We start from the raw sequence: 22,838 nt of genomic DNA, 5'->3' as shown, positions 1-22,838 counted from the left end.
TTATCTTATGACAGCTGCTGAGAAACAAGTCTGTTTACGACTGAGCCGTCTGCTTTGCCTTTAACTTTAGGCATAATGGCAGACATGACTTTACCCATATCCGCTTTAGAAGCAGCTCCAGTTTCAGTGATCGTCTGCTTGACAATATCAAGCACCTCATCTTCTGAAAGCTGTTCAGGCATATATTCGCTCACAATCGAAATTTCAATTTCTACTTTATCGGCAAGATCAGAACGATCAGCGTTATTGAATTCCTGGAGGGAGTCCTTACGTTGTTTTAACTCACGAGAGAGGACGGTTACTTCCTCTTCTTCGGAAAGCTCGTTCTTTTTCTGCTTAATTGCTTCATTTTGGATAGAAGCTTTCAGCATCCGGATAACTGAGAGTTTATCTTTTTCCTTGTTTTTCATCGCTTGCTTCATATCTTGGTTTAAACGTTCAAGGAGACTCATGAATACACCTTCTAATTAGAATTTGCGTTTTCTAGCCGCCTCAGATTTCTTCTTGCGCTTAACGCTAGGCTTTTCGTAGAATTCGCGCTTTCTAGCTTCTTGTAATGTACCTGTTTTAGATACAGAACGTTTGAAGCGTCGAAGAGCATCTTCAAGCGATTCGTTCTTGCGAACAACAGTTTTTGACATCTCTTTCCCTCCCTCCGAATACACCAATCGACAATGTTTCAAAGTTTGAACATGTACCATGCAATTATAATATAACAGACATGGCAGGTCAACAAAAACTCCCAAAAAAGCAGTATTTAAACCGCTTAATAATCTGAATCGGATGTTTGTCCAGCAATGATGGAGATCCCGGCGCTTGCACCGATGCGGGTTGCCCCTGCTTCAATCATGTCAAATGCGCCTTTTCTGTCGCGGACTCCGCCAGATGCTTTAACGCCGATATCAGGACCAACCGTTTTTCTCATTAAGCGGATATCTTCAATTGTTGCACCGCCTGTGGAGAATCCTGTAGACGTTTTAACATAATCTGCTCCTGCTTTAACTGCCAGCTCGGAAGCTTTTACTTTTTCCTCATCTGTTAATAGGCTTGTCTCAAGAATGACTTTTGTCAGCGCTTTTCCTTTAGCCGCATCTGTAACGCTTTTAATGTCGCGTTCAACCAGTTCATAGTTTTTGCTTTTAAGCGCACCGATATTGATTACCATATCAACTTCGTGTGCTCCTTTTTCAATAGCATCCTTTGTTTCAAATGCTTTTGTTTCTGGAGTATTGGCTCCAAGAGGAAAGCCGATTACAGTACACACTTTAACGTCTGAGCCTTCCAAAAGCTTAGCAGCTGTTTCCACCCAGGCTGGGTTGATGCACACAGAAAAAAAGCCGTGCTCTTTTGCTTCCTGGCACAATTTTTCAACCTGCTCTTTTGTTGTTTCTGGCTTCAGTGCTGTATGGTCAATCATTTTTGCAATATTTTCTGACATGGGTATTGCTCCTCTCGAATAGTTGTCCGACATCTAACATCTTACCACGATCTCCCTAGAAATAGTAGCAGCAAGTGATGAACTTCCCATAAGCTTTTTTTACCATCAGATTTATAAAAATCCTATAAGAAATAGCGTGCCGGAAAGAATCCTTTTTATAAAAATTTAAACAAAAATGGCAAATATCCTCACAGGGTCTGCCTGAATGCAAAAAGGCTGGCTCCCGAAGGAAACAGCCTGAATTTTTATCAAGAAGAGAGTCTGACCTTAACAGCCTCTTCGCCCAGCACCCGGACAAATTGGCCTTCATTATAAGGGTAGCCCGCTTTGCTGATTTTTACTTTGACAATTTTACCGACCATATCCTCAGTTGCAGGGAATACGACTTTCATGTAATTATCTGTATAACCCATGTAAAGGCTGCTCTCCGGATCTTCCTTATATTTCTCTTCCGGAATAACCTCTAGGATTTCCCCTTCAAAGTCTGATGCATATTCTTTTGCAAGCTGATCAGAAAGGCTGATCAGTCTGTGAACGCGCTCGTTTTTCACGTCTTCGTCAACTTGATCCTCCATCCGGGCGGCAGGTGTGCCTGTCCGTTTGGAATATGGGAAAACGTGCAATTCAGAGAATTTATGCTTTTTAATGAAATGAAAGGTTTCCATAAATTCTTCTTCTGTTTCGCCAGGAAAACCGACAATCACATCAGAAGTGACCGCAAGTCCAGGCAGGGCGAGTTTCAATTTTTCCAGTCTTTCAGCGAAAAACTCCATTGTATATTTACGGCGCATTCTTTTCAGCACTGTATTGGAGCCTGATTGAATGGGAATATGCAAATGGCGGACGATCTTATCAGACTTGTCCAGCACCTCAATCACTTCATCTGTAATCTGGCTCGCTTCAATGGAGGAAATGCGGATTCTTTTCAGTCCTTCAACCTGTTCATCAAGCGCTTTAAGCAGCATCGCAAAGTTATAATCCTTCATATCCTCGCCATATCCGCCAGTGTGAATGCCTGTCAGAACGATTTCTTTGTATCCTGCATCAACAAGCTGCTGAGCCTGTTTAATAACTTCCTCCGGATCTCTTGATCTCATCAGGCCTCTTGCCCAAGGGATAATGCAGAACGTGCAGAAATTGTTGCAGCCTTCCTGTATTTTCAAAGAAGCCCTTGTTCTGTCGGTGAATGCTGGAACATCCAGTTCTTCATATACCTTTGCCTTCATTATATTGCTGACGCCATTGATCGGCTGTCTTTCTTCACGGAACTGCTGGATATAATCAAGCATCTTTACCCTGTCCTGTGTGCCGACAACGATATCAACTCCGGGAATAGCCATGATCTCAGCAGGAGAGGTTTGAGCATAGCACCCTGTTACACAAATAACGCTGTCAGGATTTTGGCGGATAGCCCTTCGGATAACCTGGCGGCTCTTTTTGTCGCCTGTATTGGTCACCGTGCATGTATTAATGACATATACGTCTGATGCGCCTTCAAATTCAGTGCGTTCATAGCCTGATTCTTTGAAAAGCTGCCAAATAGCTTCTGTTTCGTAATGGTTGACTTTACAGCCCAGTGTATGAAATGCCACAGATGGCATGGTAATCACCTCAATAGTTCAAAATAAAATGATATGGCTGAAAGAGCGTACAGCGGCGCCGTTTCAGTCCGCAATATTCTCGGTCCAAAGCTTGCAGGAATGAATCCCTCTTTTGTAAATAATGCTGCTTCCTCATCTGAAATTCCGCCCTCTGGTCCAGTGACAATCAGTATTGTGTCATGCGGCTTCAGCTGTTTTAATGCTGCTGCAAAATTAGCAGCCTCCCCTTCTTTAGCTGATTCTTCAAATGCAAGCAGCTTCAGTGTATAGGATTCAGCTTCTTTAAGCAGCTGTTTAATGGTGAATGGTTCTTTCACATGCGGGATAACCGTTCGATAGGACTGCTCAGCAGCTTCCTTCGCGATCTTCTGCCAGCGCTCTGTTTTTTTCTTAGCCTTATTGGCTTCTATTTTAACAATAGAACGGGCCGCATTAAAAGGGATAAACTCACTTGCCCCGAGCTCTGTCCCTTTTTGGATAATCCATTCCAGTTTATCCCCTTTAGGCAGCCCGCTCGCAATCGTGACTTTCACAGGAAGCTCACGGCCGGCCTCCACCCATTTTTCCGGCAAAGCCTCAACCATGCTGCCTGAAATTTGCCGGATCTTGCATTCTGCTTCATAGCCGTCACTAGTGATGGCCGTGAGGCGGCTTCCTTCGCTCATCCGCATGACCCGGCTTATATGGTGAACATCTTCACCAGTAATGGTCACAAGGCTTTCTGCATCCTCTTTTTTTTCACTGATAAAATAGCGCTGCATGCGTTCGCCTTCCTTCCGTTCGTCACTGCCAGCAGTCAAAACGAAAACTACCGGCACCAGTACCGATAGTTTCATACTTGCCGTTTTTTCTGCTTTACATTAGGCGGTGACAGTTTTTTTTGCAATAAAGGCCACCCAGTCCTCCATGACCATCGTTTCAAGAATATCAAATCCGGCTTTGATCAGGCTGTCTTTTACCTCATTCTTTTTATTCAAGATAATGCCGGACGTAATGAAGAGACCGTTGTCTTCTAGTATACGATAAGCATCATCTGTAAATTGAAGAATAATTTCAGCCAGGATATTGGCTGCCACAACATCTGCTTTTTGCTCAATGCCGTTCAGCAAATTGTTTTCAGAAACCGTAACCTTTTCATGGACCTTGTTCAGTTTCGTATTAATTCTTGCGCTGTTGACTGCTACCGGATCCAAATCAAGAGCTGTTACCGAATCTGCTCCAAGCATGGCTGCTGCAATGCTCAGCACGCCAGATCCTGTTCCAACATCAATTACCCTGTCATTTTCTTTTACATATCTTTCAAGAGCCTGAATGCACAGAACTGTTGTCGGATGGGTTCCTGTTCCAAATGCCATCCCAGGATCCAGTTCTATGATCAGCTCATCAGAATGGACAGGTTCGTACGTTTCCCATGTAGGCACAATGGTGAATTTATCAGAAATCTTCACAGGATGGTAATATTTTTTCCACGCAGTTGCCCACTCTTCTTCATTCACTTCACTGATCGCAACGCTGTTTTTACCAAGGTCAATATCAAACTTCAGCAAATTTTCAATGGATTCCTTAATTCCATCCACTGTTTCTCCCAAAAAGCTTGTGATTGGCAAATAAGCTTTGACGATAACGCCTTCCTGCGGATAATCATCAGGATTCAGAGCATAAATTTCTCCATAGACGCTTTCCCGTTCTTTAAACAAATCAAGCGGATCCTCGATGACAACTCCGCTCGCACCAGCTTCGTGCAGAATATTCGAGATAGGCTCAACTGCTTCCTGTGTTGTATGAATGCTGATTTCAGACCATTTCATTTCCTTTTATTCTCCCTTAAATGCGCGTTTCATTTTGTCAAAAAAGCTTTCTTCCTGTTCATCAGGACGGTTTCCGCTCAGTTCGGCAAACTCCCTCATCAATTCCTTCTGCTTTTCTGTAAGGTTAGTCGGGGTCACGATCCGAACGATAATATGCTGATCGCCCTGTCCGTAGCCGCGTACATTCGGCACACCTTTTCCTTTGAGGCGGAATTTGGTTCCTGCCTGTGTTCCAGCCGGCACCTTGAGCTTTACTTTGCCGTGAAGTGTCGGAACTTCAATTTCATCGCCAAGGGATGCCTGTGAGAAGGTCAGCGGCATTTCGCAGTAAATATCGTCGCCGTCTCTTTCAAAAAATTCATGTTCGCGCACATGGAAGACCACGTACAAATCACCTTGAGGTCCGCCGTTGACTCCAGGCTCGCCCTGGCCGGAAACTCTCAGCTGCTGGCCATCGTCCACACCTGCTGGAATATTGACCTTGATTTTTCGGCGTTTTTTGATAGTGCCGTCTCCGCCGCACGTTGCACATTTATGCTTAATGATTTTGCCTGTGCCGCTGCAATAGTGGCATACTCTTCGGTTAACTACACGGCCGAAAGGCGTATTCTGCTCAATATTCAGCTGGCCTGTGCCGCCGCAGTGGGTGCAGTTGTCAGGGGTTGTTCCCGGCTTCGCACCAGAGCCATGGCAGGTTTCGCACACTTCATCCTTTGGCAGTTCAATGGTTGTTTCTTTTCCAAAAGCTGCTTCTTCAAAGGAAAGGGACATCGTGTACTGCAGATCTGCTCCTTGACGCGGTGCATTAGGGTCTCTTCTTCTGCCTCCAGCTCCTCCGAAAATGGAACTGAAAATATCTTCAAATCCTCCAAAGCCGCCAAAATCAGCGCCCTGTCCGCCGAAACCGCCAAATCCCTGGTTTGGATCTGTATGGCCAAACTGGTCGTATTGAGCCCGTTTCTGGTCATCATTCAGCACTTCATACGCTTCTTTTACTTCTTTAAATTTATCTGCTGCATCATCTGATTGATTGATATCAGGGTGGTACTTTTTAGACAGGCTGCGATAGGCCTTTTTTATTTCATCCTTTGATGCGCCTTTGCCAACACCAAGAACTTCGTAGTAATCACGCTTGCTCATATCTGTTCACTCCCGAATTCTCACATAAACTAAATTGTATCACTGCGGATAAATTAAAATCAACCTTCTTTTATTGCAAGGTATTTGCAGAATTTGGCGCTTATTCTCTCCATCTGACCCCGGCAGCTGCATTCTTTCAGTTCATATAAGTTAAATTGCTGTTATGAACAGCTCTTTTAAACTTTTCATAACTGTCTTTCATGTTACCTTTTAAGCATCTTATCTGTGATTCTAAAAAAGGTGCCTATTTATGCTCCCTTAAAAAAAAGCCAAAGCCAAGACAAGCCTGACTTTGACTTTTATAAAAGAGAAACAGCTGTGATTACTTTTTGTCTTTGTCGTCATCCATTTCTTCGTACTCAGCATCAACTACATTGTCGTCTGCTTTTTTGCCTTCTGCTCCGTCAGCACCCTGCTGTCCCTGAGCTTGTGCAGCCTGTTCATAAAGCTTAACGGAAAGCTCCTGAACGATTGCTTGAAGGGCATCCTTTTTCGCACGAATATCTTCAAGTTCATTTTTTTCGATAGCCGCTTTTAACGCATCCTTCGCTTCGTTCGCTTTTGCCACTTCAGCCTCATCTACTTTTCCTTCAAGATCTTTAAGAGTCTTTTCAGTTTGGAAGACAAGCTGGTCAGCTTCATTGCGAAGCTCTACTTCTTCTTTGCGCTTTTTATCTGCATCCGCATTTTCTTCAGCTTCTCTAACCATGCGGTCGATCTCATCATCAGACAAACCTGTGGAAGATTTGATTGTGATTGTTTGTTCTTTGTTTGTACCAAGATCTTTGGCACGCACATTCACAATACCGTTTTTATCAATGTCAAATGACACTTCAATTTGCGGCACGCCGCGCGGTGCAGGCGGAATGTCTGTAAGCTGGAATCTGCCGAGTGTTTTGTTGTCAGCAGCCATCTGGCGCTCCCCTTGCAGAACGTGAATGTCTACAGCTGTCTGGCTGTCAGCCGCAGTTGAGAACACTTGAGATTTGCTGGTTGGGATCGTTGTGTTGCGGTCGATCAGCTTAGTAAATACGCCGCCCATTGTTTCAATTCCAAGGGAAAGCGGAGTTACGTCAAGCAGAACAACGTCTTTCACATCGCCCGTGATTACGCCGCCCTGAATGGCAGCGCCAAGAGCAACAACTTCATCAGGGTTAACGCCTCTGTGCGGTTCTTTGCCAAGCTCGCTCTTTATTGCTTCCTGTACTGCCGGAATGCGTGTAGAACCGCCGACAAGGATGACTTTATCAATTTCATTTTTGCTTAAGCCTGCATCCTTCAAAGCCTGGCGGACAGGACCCATTGTGCGTTCTACAAGGCCTGCAGTAAGCTCATCAAATTTCGCTCTGGAAAGCGTTACTTCTAGGTGAAGCGGTCCTGCTTCTCCAGCAGTGATGAACGGCAGGGAGATTTGTGTAGAAGAAACACCGGAAAGGTCTTTCTTCGCTTTTTCAGCGGCATCCTTCAGACGCTGAAGAGCCATTTTGTCTTTTGAAAGATCAATGCCATTGTCGCGCTTAAATTCTGCAACAAGATAATCAATGACCACTTGGTCAAAGTCATCTCCGCCAAGGCGGTTATCTCCTGCAGTGGAGCGGACTTCAAACACACCGTCTCCAAGTTCAAGGACGGAAACGTCAAATGTACCGCCGCCAAGGTCGTATACTAGGATCGTTTGATCTTCATTCTGTTTTTCAAGGCCATAAGCAAGCGCTGCAGCTGTCGGCTCATTGATGATGCGCTCTACTTCAAGTCCTGCAATGCGGCCGGCATCTTTAGTCGCCTGGCGTTCAGCATCATTAAAGTACGCTGGTACTGTAATAACAGCTTTTGTTACCGGTTCGCCAAGATAGTCTTCTGCATAAGATTTCAAATGCTGAAGAATGATAGCGGAAATTTCCTGCGGCGTAAAGTTTTTGCCTTCAGCGTCCACTTTGTAATCTGTTCCCATGTGTCGCTTAATGGAAATGATGGTATTCGGATTTGTAATCGCCTGGCGTTTTGCTACTTCACCAACCTGGCGCTCGCCGTTTTTGAAAGATACAACGGAAGGCGTTGTGCGGTTTCCTTCCGGATTTGGAATGACTTTAGGCTCTCCGCCTTCCAGTACAGCCACACAAGAGTTGGTTGTACCTAAATCGATACCGATTATTTTGCTCATTACGGAACCTCCTAATGATTATATGTATTTTATTGGCTTACTTTTACCATTGCCGGGCGTATAACCCTGTCTTTCAGCATATACCCTTTTTGAAACACTTCAACAACTGTATTGGCCGGGGCTTCTGCGTCCTCAGCCTGCATGACAGCTTGATGAAGATGCGGATCAAAAGGTTTGCCAAGCGCTTCTATTTCTTCAACACCCTCAGTTTTCAGTGCTGTAATCAGCTGTCTTTGCACCATTTCCATTCCTTGAAGGAGCGATTTGACATTCTCATCTGCTGCTTCCATCTGAAGCGCTCTTTCGAAGTTGTCAATCGCAGGGAGCAATTCAGTGATTAAGCCTTGGGCGCGGTATTTTTTAGTTGCCTCCAGATCCATTCTGGAACGGCGCTTAAAGTTCTCAAAGTCAGCCTGTATTCTCAGCAGGCGGTTTTCCGCTTCTTCTGCTTTTTGGCGCAGACTTTCATTCTCAGCTTGCCAAGCATCTGCTTCCTCTGCAGCACCTTCTTCGGAAGAAAGGATATCAGAAGAATCATCTTTTGCCTGATCATCAGCTGCTGTTTCAGCGGCATTGATGGTTTCTTCATTCAGTTCTTCATCACGGTTTTTGTTTTCTTCTGCCATTTCTTTCACCTCCCTTAAATGCTTTGTTTAGAAGCAATCTCATGGAAAAGGGATGGGAGCTGTTCCCACCCTTAATCAATATCACCATTCCATTTATACATGATACAAATCTGTAAGGGCTTTTGACAAATCCTTTGCAACATGCTCGATCAGGCTTATAACCCTTGAGTATTCCATCCTGGTCGGCCCAAGAATCGCAATCGTGCCGATCTGGCGGGCGCCTACTGAATAAGCTGCTGTAATAAGACTGCAGTTATCCATTGCTGAAACTTGATTTTCTCGGCCGATCGAGATGGTTACGCCTTTATCCTTCATTTTCAGCAGTTCGTAAAAAGCATGTTCCTCTTCAATCATCGAGAGAAGGGACTTAACCCTTGCCAGATCATTAAATTCAGGCTGATTGAGCATATTCGTTTTGCCGCCGAAGTAGATCTTCTCTCCGGATTCTGAATCAAATGTTCCATCAAGACCTTTTAAAAATGCATCATAATTTCGAATGTGCACTTTCAAGAGGTTAACGACTTCTTTATAAAGCCTGTCTTTCAGCTCTGATAAAGGAGCACCTGCAAGCTTGTCATTCAGGATATTCACAACTTTTTCAATATCTTCCGGATTCATGGAAGCCGGAAAAGAAATCGTTCTGTTTTCGACATGGCCCGTATTTGTAATAATGATGGCTACTGCCATACTTTCGTTAATCGGAACAATCTGCAGCCTTTTCAGCGTGTTTTCGTTGAATTTGGGCCCGAGAACGATCGACGTGTAGTTTGTCAGATCAGATAAGATCTGGGCAGACTTCTGAACCGTTTTTTCCAATTCAAATATTCTCTCGGCAAAAACAGATTTTATCTGGCCAAGCTCCAATTTGGTCAGGCGCTTTGGAGACAAGAGATGATCCACATAATACCTGTACCCCATTTCAGACGGCACCCTGCCTGAGGAGCTGTGTGTTTTTTCAATAAAACCGAGATCTTCAAGATCCGCCATTTCATTGCGGATTGTAGCTGAACTGAAAGAAATCGCTTCTTTTTTCGATAATGTCCTGGAACCTACAGGCTGTGCCGAACGTATAAAATCATCAACAATGACTTGCAGTATCAATAATTGACGTTCTGTAAGCAACGATTCATCACCTCTGTTAGCACTCTGATTAGCTGAGTGCTAATTCTAATAACAAATTATCAAATGCTTATCTAAAAGTCAATTAATTTTACTCATTTTTCTCAAGGCTAGCCAGTCCCAGGAAAGCCTGAAACACTTCATTCCCAAGCAGTCTTCCTTCTCTTGTAAGCCTGATGGAGTCTCCCGATTCTTCCAAAAGGCCCTTCTGCTTTTGCTCTTCTGCAGCCGTATTAAATACCTTGTCCATTTCAATGCCGAATTTTTCTGCAAAATGCTTCTTGCTGACTCCTGCTGTTTTGCGGAGTCCAAGAAACATTTCTTCTTCCATCTGCTCTTCTATCGATACCTTTGTTTCCTGTATAGCAGCAGAACCCGCCTCACTGATAAGGTTCCGGTATTTCCCAATAACTCCGGCGTTTGCAGTACGGACTCCCTTCACATACCCATGTGCGCCTGCTCCAAAACCGAAATATTCTTCATTATTCCAATAGGTCAGGTTATGCCTGCTTTCTTTGCCAGGGAGAGCAAAATTACTGATTTCATATTGATGGAAACCATGACTTTCCATTTCATCCATGAGAATGTTGTACATGACTGCTTCTTCTTCCTGCTGCGGCAGCACAAGCTTTCCTTTTTGCATCAGGTTATAAAATACCGTTTTCGGTTCTACAATAAGCGAATAAGCTGAGTAATGCTGTACATCCAGAGAAAAGGCGTCTTTTAAGGAACTTCTGAAGTCTTCTTCCGTTTGCCCCGGCAGTCCGAACATTAAATCAATGCTGATGTTTTCAAACCCTGCCTTCATTGCATCCTCTACTGAGCGGAAAACGTCTTCCTTTCTGTGCACCCGCCCGATTTTCTCGAGCAGATGATCCTGAAAGCTCTGCACGCCGATGCTCAGTCTATTGACGCCGCCTGCCCGCAGAACCTGCAATTTTTCAAAAGACAAATCTCCCGGGTTCGCTTCAACGGAAAATTCAAGGCTTTTGCCAGGACGCAGCTTTTCCTGTATATGCCGCAGCAGCTTTTCCAGCTGGGATTCATTCAATGCAGTGGGAGTGCCCCCGCCTATAAAGATTGATTTTAATTCACCGGCACCATATTTTGCAGCGCTATTCTCCAGTTCCATGCCGAGCGATTCAAGATAACCTTCAACAGGCTGATTTTGAATAAAGACTTTATTAAAATCGCAATAATGGCAAATATGCTCGCAAAAAGGGATGTGAATGTATGCAGCTTGTATCATGTTTCACTCTCCTTTTTTATAAAATGAAGCTTTGCTTGAAGTACATACCCTTAAGCTTCAGCCTTTCGTAATCTATCTATGAAAATCAAGGCAAAAAACAGATAAGATGCCGCAGTGATCTGCGGCATCTCTCTTTATCTTATAAGGTTCAAAGATTATTTATTGTCGTCCATTTTCAGCACGGCCATGAAGGCTTCCTGCGGCACTTCCACAGAACCAACCATTTTCATGCGCTTTTTCCCTTCTTTTTGCTTCTCAAGAAGCTTTCGTTTACGGGAAATATCGCCGCCGTAGCATTTTGCCAGGACATTTTTCCTCATTGCTTTAATGGTCGAGCGGGCCACAACTTTCTGACCGATAGCCGCCTGAATCGGCACTTCAAATTGCTGGCGCGGAATAAGCTCCTTCAGCTTCTCGACAATGATTTTCCCCCTGTCATACGCGGTGTCCTTATGGACGATAAAGGACAGGGCATCAATCTGCTCGCCGTTCAGCAGAATATCCATTTTCGAAAGCTTTGATGGCTTGTAACCGATCAGCTCATAATCAAATGAAGCATATCCCTTTGTGCTTGATTTCAGCTGATCAAAGAAATCGTAGACAATTTCAGAAAGCGGAATTTCATACGTAATGCTCACCCTGATTTCATCCAGATACTGCATATCAAGGAAAATGCCGCGCTTCAGCTGGCACAGTTCCATAACAGCGCCGACATAATCATTCGGCACCATAACAGCAGCCTTTACATATGGTTCTTCGATGCGGTCGATCTTTTGCGGATCTGGCATATTGGATGGATTGTCCACCTTGATTTCTTCGCCGTCCGTTTGATAAACATGATAAATTACGCTCGGTGCGGTCGTAATCAAATCAATGTTAAATTCTCTCTCAATGCGCTCCTGGATGATCTCCATATGAAGAAGTCCAAGGAAGCCGCAGCGGAAGCCAAAGCCGAGCGCCTGGGAGGTTTCCGGCTCATATTGAAGCGCAGAGTCATTCAGCTCAAGCCTCTCCAGCGCTTCGCGAAGATCATTGTATTTCGCTGTATCAATCGGATACAGGCCGCAATAAACCATCGGATTCAGCTTCCGGTAGCCTGGGAGCGGCTCAAGAGCACCGTTGCTGGCATTTGTGATCGTATCACCAACACGGGTATCGCCGACGTTTTTAATGGAAGCGGTTAGAAATCCAACATCTCCGACTGTGAGTTCATCAAGAAGAACAGCCTTTGGCGTAAACACTCCAACCTCTGATACTTCAAATTCCTTGCCTGTTGCCATCATTTTGATTTTCTGGCCGACTTTTACTGATCCTTCAACAACACGGATGTAAGCCACAACGCCTCTGTATGCGTCATACAGAGAGTCAAAAATAAGCGCCTTTAACGGTGCATCCACATCCCCTGATGGAGCTGGAACCTTTTCAACAACCTGTTCCAGGATGTCTTCAATTCCGATGCCAGCTTTTGCAGACGCGAGTACTGCTTCAGACGCATCAAGGCCGATAACATCCTCAATTTCCTGCCTGACTCTTTCAGGCTCAGCGCTAGGCAAATCAATTTTGTTGATGACCGGAAGGATTTCCAGCTCATTATCAAGCGCCAGATAAACGTTTGCCAGCGTCTGAGCTTCAATGCCCTGTGCAGCATCGACAACCAGAACGGCCCCTTCACAGGCTGCTAGACTTCTGGAAACTTCATACGTGAAATCTACGTGTCCCGGTGTATCAATTAAATGGAAAATATATTCTTCCCCATCTTTTGCTTTATATTTCAGCTGCACTGCATTCAACTTGATTGTAATGCCGCGCTCTCTTTCCAAATCCATGGAATCCAGCAATTGTGCTTTCATTTCACGCTGTGTGATGGCTGATGTTTTTTCAAGAATCCTGTCAGCAAGCGTAGATTTCCCATGATCAATATGAGCGATGATGGAAAAATTGCGGATCTTGGATTGCCGTTGCTTTTTATCATTATTCATAAATGTTCTCTCACTCCTACCAAACTTGCCCAAATACACTAACCTTGATTATATCATTGAAATGGCAAGATTCAATACAGGAAAATGGATTTGGATGAAATTGAAAAAGAAAAGCGCAGGCACTGAATCCTGACGTGAACCGCCCTCTGTTCATAGAGCATTTCTGATTCAACGATAAAAACCGGCAGGAAGCCGGTCAGCGATGCTTATTCTTATTCGTAAGCCTGACGGCCAGTGAGGAGATTCCGCCAAATGCTTTGCTTGCTATCCCTTCAACAGAACCCGACAGCTTTTTGCCTGCTGCAGACAGCGGATTGTTTTTCTCAATTGCTGAAGCATCCTCGATCCGGATCTGTGCAGGCTGGCTTTGTCTGCCGCGTTCTTTATTCACCTCAGCCTTAGAGAAAGCATGTCCATCTTGGGGACTTGGAGCAGACTGCATGCCAAGAAGCATCCCGAAAAGCAGCACAAACCCAATGATACAGCATCTTCCTAAAAATCCAGCGATGAAAGATCACATCCTTTTACTGCGCCTCTGCGCCGTTTCTTTTCCAATAATACGTGCTGAAAACATCTGCCATCGCTTCTGCTGACGCTTCAAGCTCAGGAAGATTATTTTCCTCACCTCCCACCTCAACAAGGAGTGCGTTCTTAGAAACGTCCTGGTTATAGAGGCTGTTTGATCCCTTCGAATTTTTCAGGAAAACCCCTCTGCTGATGCCTGGATATTTTTTCTCAAGCAAGCTGTGAAGATCCTTTGCAACCTGAATGTTGTATTCTTTATTAGGATTTTTGCCTCCGATGATAAAGGCAAGCTGCGCGTATTTTTTCTCGCGGATCACAGCAGTGTGCTTTCCAACATCTCTATGAATATCAATCACATATTGCAAGTCTTTATCTTTTTTCATCGCTTCCATCACAACAGGCCTTGAAGCATCATAGCTTCTCGCATAGTTCCAGTTTCGCTTTTCCACAATATCCTGCACATTCGTTCCTGATACTTCTGTTCCAATTCCTTTCGAAATGAGATCCCGCTGGAGAATTTTACTGACAAGCGTAACATCAACCGCTTTATTTGATTTCAGCAGAGGCTTATAAGCTTCCGTTGTGTGAGTGCTGTACAGAAACACTGCCTTCCTTCCCGCGGTGGTGAGGGGAGGCGCTGAATCAGGCTTGTCCTTTTTCGTAATTTCCTCAAGACTCGCGATCGATGCCTTTCTTGCTTTTATCAAATCTTCCTGCGGCGGAGCTGATTCCACCGGCACATTAGTGTAGTTGCTCCCTTTCCCTGCTACAATAATCTCCGTATCATATAGAGAAAAACCAGGCAGCTCGCTCCCAAGCAGGCTTCTCGGATCATCAAGACTGATGCTTGTTGCAAGCTTAAAAGCTGCCGGTGATAAACCCTGAGGCTGCTTTTCCTCAGGGAGCGCTGCCTGAAAATAATGATTTTCAGATGACAGCATCTGCAAAAACGCCCCTCCCGCAATTCCGTCTGCCAAGTAGTAAACCGAAGGCGAAGAAGGCCGGTATTCCGGCCTGACAGAAGTAAGAGCAGCAGACAGGATAAACACAAACAGCAGGGATAAGATCCCGGCGATCATATATTTTATTAAGCTTGTCCCGTTAATTGTGACAACCATTCCATCGAAATTGCGCGTCCGTTTCACATTCAATCCCCCTAAGCAGCTTGTCCATACTACTATATTCAAGGGAAGAGATCGTAGAACGGCAATCGATTGCAAACAGCCTGTTAATAAGCAATTTCACTGCTGTTTGCCGCAAAAGCACGGCTTTTCATTCAATAAGAACTGCCGGCTTACAGGATTTCGGCGACATACCTCATATATCTGTGACCGCTAAGGATTGCACACTATGCATCGGCATATGTCAGTGCGTATACGTCCCTGAGTTGCCTTCGTTTACCTGATGATGGAGGGAGCGGTTCAGCCCATTGGCAATGACGTTGGCCATGTCTTCGATAAAGGTATCCACTTCCTTCGGGGTTACCATCAAATTATGGCCGAGCGGTGACAGCACTTCATGAATCAGCTTCCGTTTTTCTTCATCTGGCAGTGTACCGACAATACCGAGGAACTGCTGCCGCTCTTTTTCTTCCGGAAGATCCTCTTCCTTCAGAACTTTTCTACTGCCGAATGACATTCCTGCCGGGACAAGGGATTTGGACGGTTTGTCCCCTTCCTTTATTTCCCTTCCGAAATGCTTTAAAATAAAATCTATTGTGTCAGAAGTAATGGTAACAGCATCCACAACGGTCGGGATTCCGATCGAAATCACGGGTATGCCGAGTGTGTCCTGGCTAAGTTCCTTGCGCTTGTTTCCGACGCCGGACCCTGGAGCAATTCCGCTGTCTGCAATTTGAATTGTTGTATTGATCCGTTCAAGGGATCTGGCAGCCAGTGCATCAATGGCAATCACAAAATCCGGCTTTGTTTTTTGCAGCACACCTGTAATAATGTCACTTGTTTCAATTCCAGTGATGCCCATTACACCAGGAGTCAGCGCGCTCACCGGCCTGTAGCCTTCCTGAACGCTTTCAGGCTGCAGCTGGAACAGGTGCCTTGTGACCATCAAGTTTTCAAGAACAAGCGGCCCGAGGGAATCAGGAGTCACATTCCAATTTCCAAGCCCTACTACAAGGCAGCTTGCTTCTCTGGAAAGATTAAGGTTTTCAAGAAATTTACCAAACTCTCTGGCAAAAACCTCAATCACCGTCTGCTGCAGTTCAGAGTCCTGATTGCGGATGCCCTGCACCTCAAGGGTTAAGTACGTTCCTTCTTTTTTTCCAGTGAGCTCTGCTCCCTCTTTTTTAATTTCTACAGTTGTAAGCTTAATGCCCTCTTCCGCCCTTTCCGTTACGATAATCCCTCTTACATCAGATTCCTGTGCCGTCGGGGCCGTCTGCGGCTGCTGCCCGACAGCTATTTCATGCGCTTCAATTGCCAAATCTGTTCTTACTGTATATTTGCTTAAATCCAGTTCTTTCATTTTGTCACTCCACCCATTCACTGATATGGCCAGTTTTTTTATTAGAATGACCGAAGAGCTCAGAAAAGATTCCTTTTCTTGCTTTCAACCAAAATTCCTTTACAAGAGTATTGCATAACTGATAGGGGTTTGATAAAATATCTTTTGTTCTCTGTTTGTATAATTATTGAGAAATTAGACCTCAGGTTGATTCACGGGAGGTGAAAAGAATGCCAAATATTAAATCAGCGATTAAACGTGTAAAAACTAATAATGACCGCCGTACAGCTAATGCGACAGTAAAATCTTCCATGCGTACTGCTATTAGAAAAGTAGAAGCTCTAGCAGCAAGCAACGATGCGGAAAATGCGAAAGCAGCTCTTCTTGATGCAGCTAAAAAAATCGACAAGGCCGCTCAAAGCGGAATTATCCATAAAAATACAGCTGCCCGTTACAAATCCCGTTTGACTAAGCAAGTAAACGGACTTTCTGCGTAAGCTGTAAAAAAAACGATCCCCTCAAGGGATCGTTTTTTTATGTTCAGGCAGATGGCCTTTGGGACAGCTTTAATAGAAAAAGCTCAAGAATCAGCTGTTTTTCCATTTTTCCTGTTTTCATCTCATAGTCTGCTTCTGCCAGTCTCTTTAAAATCTTTGACAGTTCTTCTTCCGCAAACAGTGATGCCTGTTTCTGTGCGAGCTTTACCCTAAAAGGATGGACCTTTAGCACAGAAGCAATCTGGGGCTGGCCGTATCCAGTTTTAGAAAGCTGTTTTACCTGAAGAATCAGTCTGAACTGATTCACCATCAAAGAAAGAATTTTTATTGGTTCCTCATTGGTTTTCAAAAGGTCATACAGCATGGCCATTGCACGCGGAATATTTTTGCTCACAGTGTTTTCAATCAGATCAAAAATATTTTGCTCAAGGCTTCTTGCTGTAAGCAGATCCACTGTTTCAGCAGTAATTTCTTCTGATTCGGCTGTATACATGCAGAGCTTGTTTATTTCCTGATTCATGATCATTAAGTTGGAATTGGTCAGCATCGCCAGTCTCTCGGCAGCTTCCCGGCTGATTTTTCTGTTTTCTGCCTCAGCAAGCGAAGCTGTCCATGAGAAGAGCTCTTTTTCCGACAATGCGTGTACTTCTACTGCTTCCGCCTGCTTTTTCAGGAGCTTGGTTATTTTTTTCCGCTCATCAAGCTTTTCATATGGCGCAAGCAGAATTAATACAGTGAACGGAGCAGGCTCTTTCAAATAAGCCTCAAGGGTCTCCACCTTGTGCTCTATTTTCTCTTTTTTCCGTTCACCGGTAAGAAAATAAGGGTTTTTCAAAAGGACGACCCTTTTCTCCCCCATAAAAGGCAGTGTTTCCGCATCTTCCATTGCCGTTTCTATCGGTGTTTCTTCCATATCATAAACAGAATAGTTAAATTCCTTCTCTTCTTCATGCAAAACAGCAGCCAGGATCTTTTTTACCGTTTCCTGCAGCAGATACGTTTCCGTCCCCTGCAGAAGATAGACAGGCTGAACCTGAAGTTTTTTTAAGTCTTTCCAAATTTGCAATACCATTTTCCGCTCTCCCAGTCGTAGGTTTTCAGCTTAATCGTATCGGGATTGAGCGCTTTTGGCAAGTATGTATAAGTGTTTCAGAAAAACAGGGAAGGAGGGAACGCCAAGGCCGCCATTCCCTCCAATCTATAGTGAACGTCCCCTGCAAGACCCGGGATTCATTGCAGGAAAACGATGTCCATATTAAACCGAAAATGTCCTTAAGTATATTACTCTGACAATACGGAGTTATATTTCCGAATGCGAGAACGAATAACTGTTTCCAGGAAAAGGACGGATAGCTTTTTTCTTCAAATTCACTTATACTAAATGGCAACAGGAGGGTTCTATGATGAATGAATTTGAGAGAAATGTGCAAAGCAAGCGGAACGATGTCTCCGATTCCGGCGTTGGTTTCGCAGTATCCTTTGGATTTTTTACAGTCATTTTCATCATTGCTACAGTCATCAAGCTTATTGGCTCTTAACTGCAGCCTGCTATGTTTGAAAAAAGAGATGCAACAGGGCTTTTCCGGTTTGAATTGACAGACATCCGTTATTAAATTCTTCGGATGCATGATGACTGCAGATGCAGTCTTTTTTTATTTTTAATCTGCCTTAGTGCTGTCTTTCCTTGATACTTCATCATATGGAGGGTGCACGGCAAAGGTTCCGTCCTTTCCGGTGAACTGGTATTGTATTGCGCCCATTTTATCTGTCCGGTACACTTTTATGCTGCGATCTTCCAAACGCTTCAGCGTTTCTGTATGCGGATGATGATAGCGGTTGTTTTCACCCGCTGAAATGATGGCAGCTTCAGGTCTGAGTCTATCCAGGAATTCCTCTGAGCTGGAACCTTTGCTCCCATGATGGCCAGCCTTCAAGTAATCGGCATGCAGCTCTGGATAATGCTGAAGGAGCTTTTGTTCACCAAGTTTCTCAAGGTCGCCTGTAAAAAGCCATGATTTTCCGCCAATTACTGTATAAAGAACGAGAGAGCCGTCATTTTTGGTTTCTGCTTTTTCACCAGGTGATAAGACATAAAACGGCTGCTCTCCCAGATTAAGCTTATCGCCATCCTGCAGTGCTATTATTTCCATTTTCATTTCCTCAGCTTTTTGAATAATATCCCGATCGCTTTCATCTTTTATAAAGCCTTTTGGAATATACAGCTTTTCAATGCTCATGTTCTCCATCAGCGCCTCTGCTTCACCGGTATGGTCCATATCTCCATGCGTGAGAAACAGCCCATTCAGCTTTGTGATCCCTTTTGATCTCAAGAGCGGCATCGTCACATCTTTGGCAAGGGAAAACGTATTTTTTCGTTCTCTCCACTGCTCCTTTTTTCCAAAAACTGCCCTTCCTCCCGTATCAATCAAAAAGACGCCTTTTCGCCATGGCAGCTCAATCAGAATCGAATCACCCTGCCCGATATCAATAAAGGTTATCTTTCCAGAAGGAGACAGGTATGGCTGACAGAGCTTGAGAATAAGCAATGATCCGAGAAGAACATAAGGCAGCAGCTTTTTCATGCCTTTAAGAGGCATCTCGAATGAAGCGAGGAGAAATATGACACAGCCTGCCGTCATTGCTTCAAGCAATGTTCCGGGCTTTCCAAGCACGAGCATAAAGGGATCCCTGGAAGCGAGATAAAGTGTCATTTTATCGAGCGACAGAATGATTCTGCTGAAGAATGAAGCAGTAAAATCAGCTAAGCCCCACTGAAGAAATGATAGAAGAAAGGCTGCCATTGACAAAGGGAAAATGATGAAAGAAAAAAGAGGAACATAGATGAGATTTACAGCAAAGCTGCCGAGAGACAGCGCATAAAAAGAATAGTAAATGACGGGGAGCGAGCTTGCCTGCGAAATGATGGAAATGAGGAATGCTTTTTTCATCATGCCGAGCGCCTGAAGAACAGGCGAGCTGAGAATGAGTGCAGCGGTAACTAAAAAGGTAAGCTGAAATCCTGGCTGGAACAGCTGAAGAGGATTGGTGAGAAGCATAAAAAGCAGTGTTCCGATGAGGATGTGCATGGGATGTGCGGGTATGCGGAAGATCTTGAAGAGCAAAAGAAGTTCGGCCATATATACAGCTCTCATAACAGATTCTGATTCACCGGTAAGTACGCCGTATGAGGGCAAAATGATCAAAAGAAAGAGCCTCGCCTTTTCATGAGTCAAACCAAGCCGCAAAAAGACGGTCCATAAAAAAGCTGCAAGCAGCCCTACCTGCATGCCGGAGATGGCAAGAAGATGGATGGTTCCAAGGCTCTGATAGGATTCCAGGAGATCTTCATCCATCTGTGTTCTTTCCCCGAACAGCAGCGCCTGCACAAGTCCGCTGGACGAGTCGGGAAAAAGTTCCTGCACCCGGCTGCTGCCCATCATTCGAAGGTGATGCAAAACGGAAAGGAGCCCTTTCTTTTCAGAACAGCCAGCTGCTTCAGCTGCTTTAAAAACCCAATGGATCCTATAATGGCTTAAATACTCGCTGTAATCAAATCCATCTGGATTGACGGCATGCTTCGGCATTTGGAGCACCCCTTTAAATGTGCAGCCTGTCCCGCCATAAAGAGTCTTCCACCGGTCCCTGTCAGCTTGATTTTCCGCGTTATAAGTCATTGCCAAAACCTCGCCGCTGCTGTGAATCACCCGGACTTTTACCGCATCCCCGTCAACGGCCGGTTCGTCTTTAAGAACCCCTCTGAATTGAATTTCTCCCTGTGTCAGCTTTGTTTTATTGTTTTCTTCATAAAAGTCGGCCCAGCAGAAAAAAATCATAAAGCCGGAAACGACAAGCAGTGCAGCCGTGACTTGTTTCCTCAAGCATGTCCACCCAATCAGCAGCAGCATAAGCACCGCGCCGAAAACGGATGGATAAATCGCATAGACTGTGCCAAAGCAGGCAGCCGCAGCAAAGTATACGGCTTTCAAACAAAGCAAGCCCCCTTCTTTAGGCTGGCCTTTTGCCTATTTATTTTTTACCGATAAACAGCTTTTCGGCTGCGCCGTACAATTCTTCGATGTCACAGCTGTCATCCGTTTTAGAAATTCGCTCCAGCAGGTTCGTCACAAATTGGAATTTCTCCTGAATATTTCTGTCCAGAATTTCCTCCTGAAGCGGTACATGCTCCACTTTGACTCCTGCCTGCTCGAAAAGCTCGAGGGCATACGGATGATTTTTGTAATCCATCGCATAATACACACATTTGATGCCTGCCTGAATGATCGCTTTGCAGCACTGCAGGCAAGGAAAATGAGTCACATAAATTTCCGCTCCGTCTGTCGGAGCTCCGAATTTCGCGCATTGAAGAAGCGCGTTCATTTCGGCATGGATCGTGCGGACACAATGATTGTCAATGACATAGCAGCCTTCATCAATACAATGGACTCCTCCTGCGATGGAGCCGTTATACCCCCCTGCAATGATGCGTTTATCCCTTACAATTGTTGCGCCTACTTCAAGTCTTGTGCATGTGCTTCTGAGCGCCAGCAAATGGCTCTGAGCCATATAGTATTGATTCCATGAAATCCTGTTCAACGTCTTTTTCCCCCTCTTTTCATTCTCCCTCTCTTTAGTCTAGCGATTATTGCCGGGCTCCGTCAAAGGTTAATTCACGGTAATTTCCTCTTTCAGTTTTTCAAAAGTTTTTTCCCCTATGCCTGTTACTTCTTTAAGATCTTCTATTTTCTGAAAACTGCCCTTTTCCTCACGGTAGCCAATGATGGCGGCAGCTTTGGAAGGTCCGATCCCCGTAAGCGTCTGCAGCTGCTCCTCATCAGCACTATTCAGATTCACCAGAGTCTCCCCGCTGCCTGCCGGAGTAGTTCCGCTATTTCCTGATTGAGGCAGAGCGGCTCCTTCTTCCCCTTTTTCCGGAACATATATAACTGTGCCGTCCTGCAGAACTGATGCCAGATTTACTGCTTTTTTATCTGCTGCTATCGTCATTCCGCCAGCCTTTCGGACCGCATCATTCACCCTGCTGCCTTTTTTCAGGCTGTATACCCCTGGCGCTTTTACAGAACCTTTTATATCAATTACTACATTCATTGAAGCTGATTCAGGAGGCTTTGGGCTTTTATGCTCTGTAGAGGCAAATTCAAAGGATTCTTCAGCTGCAGCAGGCTCCTTTTTTTCTTCCTTGCCGGGCAATCCATACTGAAAAAAGAGAAATGCGGCAAGAACCGCACCCACTGCGATGAGATGCCATTTGTATTTGATGAGATTTTCCAAGCTCTGTTCCCCTTTCATAGGTCATAATTGTGAAAAATGCACATAACTTTTATGAGATAGAATTGTTATTTAAAGGAGGGAAGTGCCGTTGAAAACAGGGTTCATCGGAACAGGAAATATGGGAAGGATTTTAATCGAAGCATTCATTGAAGCAGGTGCTCTCAGTCCCTCTTCCATCCGCATCACCAACCGAACGAAGGAAAAAGCTGAAGCAATTAAAAGACTATATCCCGGCATCCGGGTGGAGGAAAGCGCAGCAGAAGTTATTCAATCATGCGACCTTATTTTTATTTGCGTGAAACCATTGGATATTCACCCCCTGATAAGTAATGTCTCTTCACTGCTTACTGATGATAAAATTTTGGTCTCCATCACAAGCCCGATCTCTGTCAGCCAGCTGGAGAGCAGTGCTGATTGCCAGGCTGTCCGGGCGATTCCGAGCATAACGAACAGGGCTCTTTCAGGAGTATCTCTAGTTACTTATGGAGAGAGATGTACACTGAATACGCGCGTAACCATTCAAGCGCTGTTTGAAATGATATCCAAACCAGTCCCTATTAAAGAAGAAATCACAAGAATTGCCTCTGACATTGTCAGCTGCGGACCTGCTTTTTTCAGTTACCTGCTCCAGCGCTTCATCGAAGCGGCGGTAAGCGAAACAAAAATTGACAAAGAGACCGCTGTGCTTCTTGCCAGTGAAATGCTGATTGGAATGGGAAATCTGCTTGAAAGCGAAAGGTTTACGCTGCCTGCTCTCCAGGCAAAAGTATGCGTAAAAGGCGGAATCACAGGAGAAGGGATTAAAGTTTTGGAAAAGGAAACAGGAAAAATGTTTGAACATCTTTTCCAGAGCACACATGCGAAGTATTACGAAGACATTCATGAAATTGAGGAACAGTTCAGTAAAGAGACTTTGTAGGAATTCGACACAATGGGGCACATT

General features: G+C 44.6%; 22 protein-coding genes. 3 read left to right on the top strand and 19 right to left on the bottom strand.

The window, feature by feature from the left end:
- Positions 1-5: 5 nt before the first annotated feature.
- From LRR81_RS02325 to gpr, 15 genes are all read right to left on the bottom strand, one after another.
- On the bottom strand, positions 6-452 hold the full coding sequence (locus tag LRR81_RS02325) for a GatB/YqeY domain-containing protein (protein ID WP_231787680.1): 447 nt from the start codon (positions 450-452) through the stop codon (positions 6-8).
- A gap of 15 nt (positions 453-467) precedes the next feature.
- A complete protein-coding gene (gene rpsU, locus LRR81_RS02320; RefSeq protein ID WP_003152957.1) occupies positions 468-641 on the bottom strand; it encodes a 30S ribosomal protein S21 in 174 nt (57 codons plus the stop codon).
- 125 nt (positions 642-766) lie between these two features.
- Complete coding sequence (gene deoC / locus LRR81_RS02315; protein WP_231787679.1) at positions 767-1,438, bottom strand: deoxyribose-phosphate aldolase; 672 nt, start codon at positions 1,436-1,438, stop codon at positions 767-769.
- Between the two features lie 248 nt (positions 1,439-1,686).
- Complete coding sequence (gene mtaB / locus LRR81_RS02310) at positions 1,687-3,039, bottom strand: tRNA (N(6)-L-threonylcarbamoyladenosine(37)-C(2))-methylthiotransferase MtaB (protein ID WP_231787678.1); 1,353 nt, start codon at positions 3,037-3,039, stop codon at positions 1,687-1,689.
- 5 nt (positions 3,040-3,044) lie between these two features.
- Positions 3,045-3,800 (bottom strand): 16S rRNA (uracil(1498)-N(3))-methyltransferase, encoded by a 756-nt coding sequence (locus tag LRR81_RS02305; protein ID WP_231788590.1) that lies wholly within the window; start codon positions 3,798-3,800, stop codon positions 3,045-3,047.
- A 99-nt stretch (positions 3,801-3,899) separates the two neighbouring features.
- The gene (prmA, locus tag LRR81_RS02300; RefSeq protein ID WP_231787677.1) at positions 3,900-4,847 is read right to left on the bottom strand and encodes a 50S ribosomal protein L11 methyltransferase; all 948 of its coding nucleotides are present in this window, start codon (positions 4,845-4,847) and stop codon (positions 3,900-3,902) included.
- A 6-nt stretch (positions 4,848-4,853) separates the two neighbouring features.
- Positions 4,854-5,987 (bottom strand): molecular chaperone DnaJ, encoded by a 1,134-nt coding sequence (gene dnaJ, locus LRR81_RS02295; protein ID WP_231787676.1) that lies wholly within the window; start codon positions 5,985-5,987, stop codon positions 4,854-4,856.
- A gap of 322 nt (positions 5,988-6,309) precedes the next feature.
- A complete protein-coding gene (dnaK, locus tag LRR81_RS02290) occupies positions 6,310-8,148 on the bottom strand; it encodes a molecular chaperone DnaK (RefSeq protein WP_231787675.1) in 1,839 nt (612 codons plus the stop codon).
- Positions 8,149-8,177: 29 nt separating this feature from the next.
- Positions 8,178-8,774, bottom strand: a complete 597-nt coding sequence (grpE, locus tag LRR81_RS02285) for a nucleotide exchange factor GrpE (RefSeq protein WP_231787674.1) — start codon at positions 8,772-8,774, stop codon at positions 8,178-8,180.
- A gap of 93 nt (positions 8,775-8,867) precedes the next feature.
- Entirely contained in the window at positions 8,868-9,896 is a 1,029-nt protein-coding gene (hrcA, locus tag LRR81_RS02280; RefSeq protein ID WP_231787673.1) for a heat-inducible transcriptional repressor HrcA, read from the bottom strand.
- An 88-nt stretch (positions 9,897-9,984) separates the two neighbouring features.
- The gene (hemW, locus tag LRR81_RS02275) at positions 9,985-11,139 is read right to left on the bottom strand and encodes a radical SAM family heme chaperone HemW (RefSeq protein WP_231788589.1); all 1,155 of its coding nucleotides are present in this window, start codon (positions 11,137-11,139) and stop codon (positions 9,985-9,987) included.
- Between the two features lie 158 nt (positions 11,140-11,297).
- Complete coding sequence (gene lepA, locus LRR81_RS02270; protein ID WP_231787672.1) at positions 11,298-13,121, bottom strand: translation elongation factor 4; 1,824 nt, start codon at positions 13,119-13,121, stop codon at positions 11,298-11,300.
- A gap of 196 nt (positions 13,122-13,317) precedes the next feature.
- Positions 13,318-13,563 carry a hypothetical protein gene (locus tag LRR81_RS02265; RefSeq protein ID WP_231787671.1) on the bottom strand — a complete coding sequence of 82 codons (246 nt, stop codon included), beginning with the start codon at positions 13,561-13,563 and terminating at the stop codon, positions 13,318-13,320.
- An 82-nt stretch (positions 13,564-13,645) separates the two neighbouring features.
- Complete coding sequence (spoIIP, locus tag LRR81_RS02260; RefSeq protein ID WP_231787670.1) at positions 13,646-14,791, bottom strand: stage II sporulation protein P; 1,146 nt, start codon at positions 14,789-14,791, stop codon at positions 13,646-13,648.
- A 220-nt stretch (positions 14,792-15,011) separates the two neighbouring features.
- Complete coding sequence (gpr, locus tag LRR81_RS02255) at positions 15,012-16,130, bottom strand: GPR endopeptidase (protein WP_231787669.1); 1,119 nt, start codon at positions 16,128-16,130, stop codon at positions 15,012-15,014.
- A gap of 209 nt (positions 16,131-16,339) precedes the next feature.
- Between gpr and rpsT the strand changes: the two genes are divergently transcribed.
- A complete protein-coding gene (gene rpsT / locus LRR81_RS02250) occupies positions 16,340-16,606 on the top strand; it encodes a 30S ribosomal protein S20 (protein ID WP_231787668.1) in 267 nt (88 codons plus the stop codon).
- 43 nt (positions 16,607-16,649) lie between these two features.
- Here rpsT and holA read toward each other — a convergent pair whose 3' ends face one another.
- Positions 16,650-17,678, bottom strand: coding sequence for a DNA polymerase III subunit delta (holA, locus tag LRR81_RS02245; RefSeq protein ID WP_231787667.1), 1,029 nt, complete (start codon positions 17,676-17,678; stop codon positions 16,650-16,652).
- Between the two features lie 331 nt (positions 17,679-18,009).
- Between holA and LRR81_RS02240 the strand changes: the two genes are divergently transcribed.
- On the top strand, positions 18,010-18,144 hold the full coding sequence (locus tag LRR81_RS02240) for a YqzM family protein (protein WP_231787666.1): 135 nt from the start codon (positions 18,010-18,012) through the stop codon (positions 18,142-18,144).
- 120 nt (positions 18,145-18,264) lie between these two features.
- Here the strand turns inward: LRR81_RS02240 and LRR81_RS02235 are convergent, their stop codons facing one another.
- The 3 genes from LRR81_RS02235 to LRR81_RS02225 all read right to left on the bottom strand — a co-directional run bounded on the left by LRR81_RS02235 (position 18,265) and on the right by LRR81_RS02225 (position 21,895).
- A complete protein-coding gene (locus tag LRR81_RS02235; RefSeq protein ID WP_231787665.1) occupies positions 18,265-20,592 on the bottom strand; it encodes a DNA internalization-related competence protein ComEC/Rec2 in 2,328 nt (775 codons plus the stop codon).
- A gap of 40 nt (positions 20,593-20,632) precedes the next feature.
- The gene (locus LRR81_RS02230; RefSeq protein ID WP_231787664.1) at positions 20,633-21,199 is read right to left on the bottom strand and encodes a ComE operon protein 2; all 567 of its coding nucleotides are present in this window, start codon (positions 21,197-21,199) and stop codon (positions 20,633-20,635) included.
- 69 nt (positions 21,200-21,268) lie between these two features.
- Positions 21,269-21,895, bottom strand: coding sequence for a helix-hairpin-helix domain-containing protein (locus LRR81_RS02225; RefSeq protein ID WP_231787663.1), 627 nt, complete (start codon positions 21,893-21,895; stop codon positions 21,269-21,271).
- An 88-nt stretch (positions 21,896-21,983) separates the two neighbouring features.
- Here LRR81_RS02225 and comER point away from each other — a divergent pair, with 88 nt between their 5' ends.
- Entirely contained in the window at positions 21,984-22,814 is an 831-nt protein-coding gene (comER, locus tag LRR81_RS02220) for a late competence protein ComER (protein WP_231787662.1), read from the top strand.
- Positions 22,815-22,838 lie beyond the last annotated feature (24 nt).

The organism is Metabacillus kandeliae, assembly GCF_021166585.1.
Taxonomy (GTDB): domain Bacteria; phylum Bacillota; class Bacilli; order Bacillales; family Bacillaceae; genus Metabacillus_B; species Metabacillus_B kandeliae.
The sequence above is the reverse complement of the archived record's forward strand: the minus strand, read 5'-3'. Positions and strand labels throughout refer to the sequence as shown.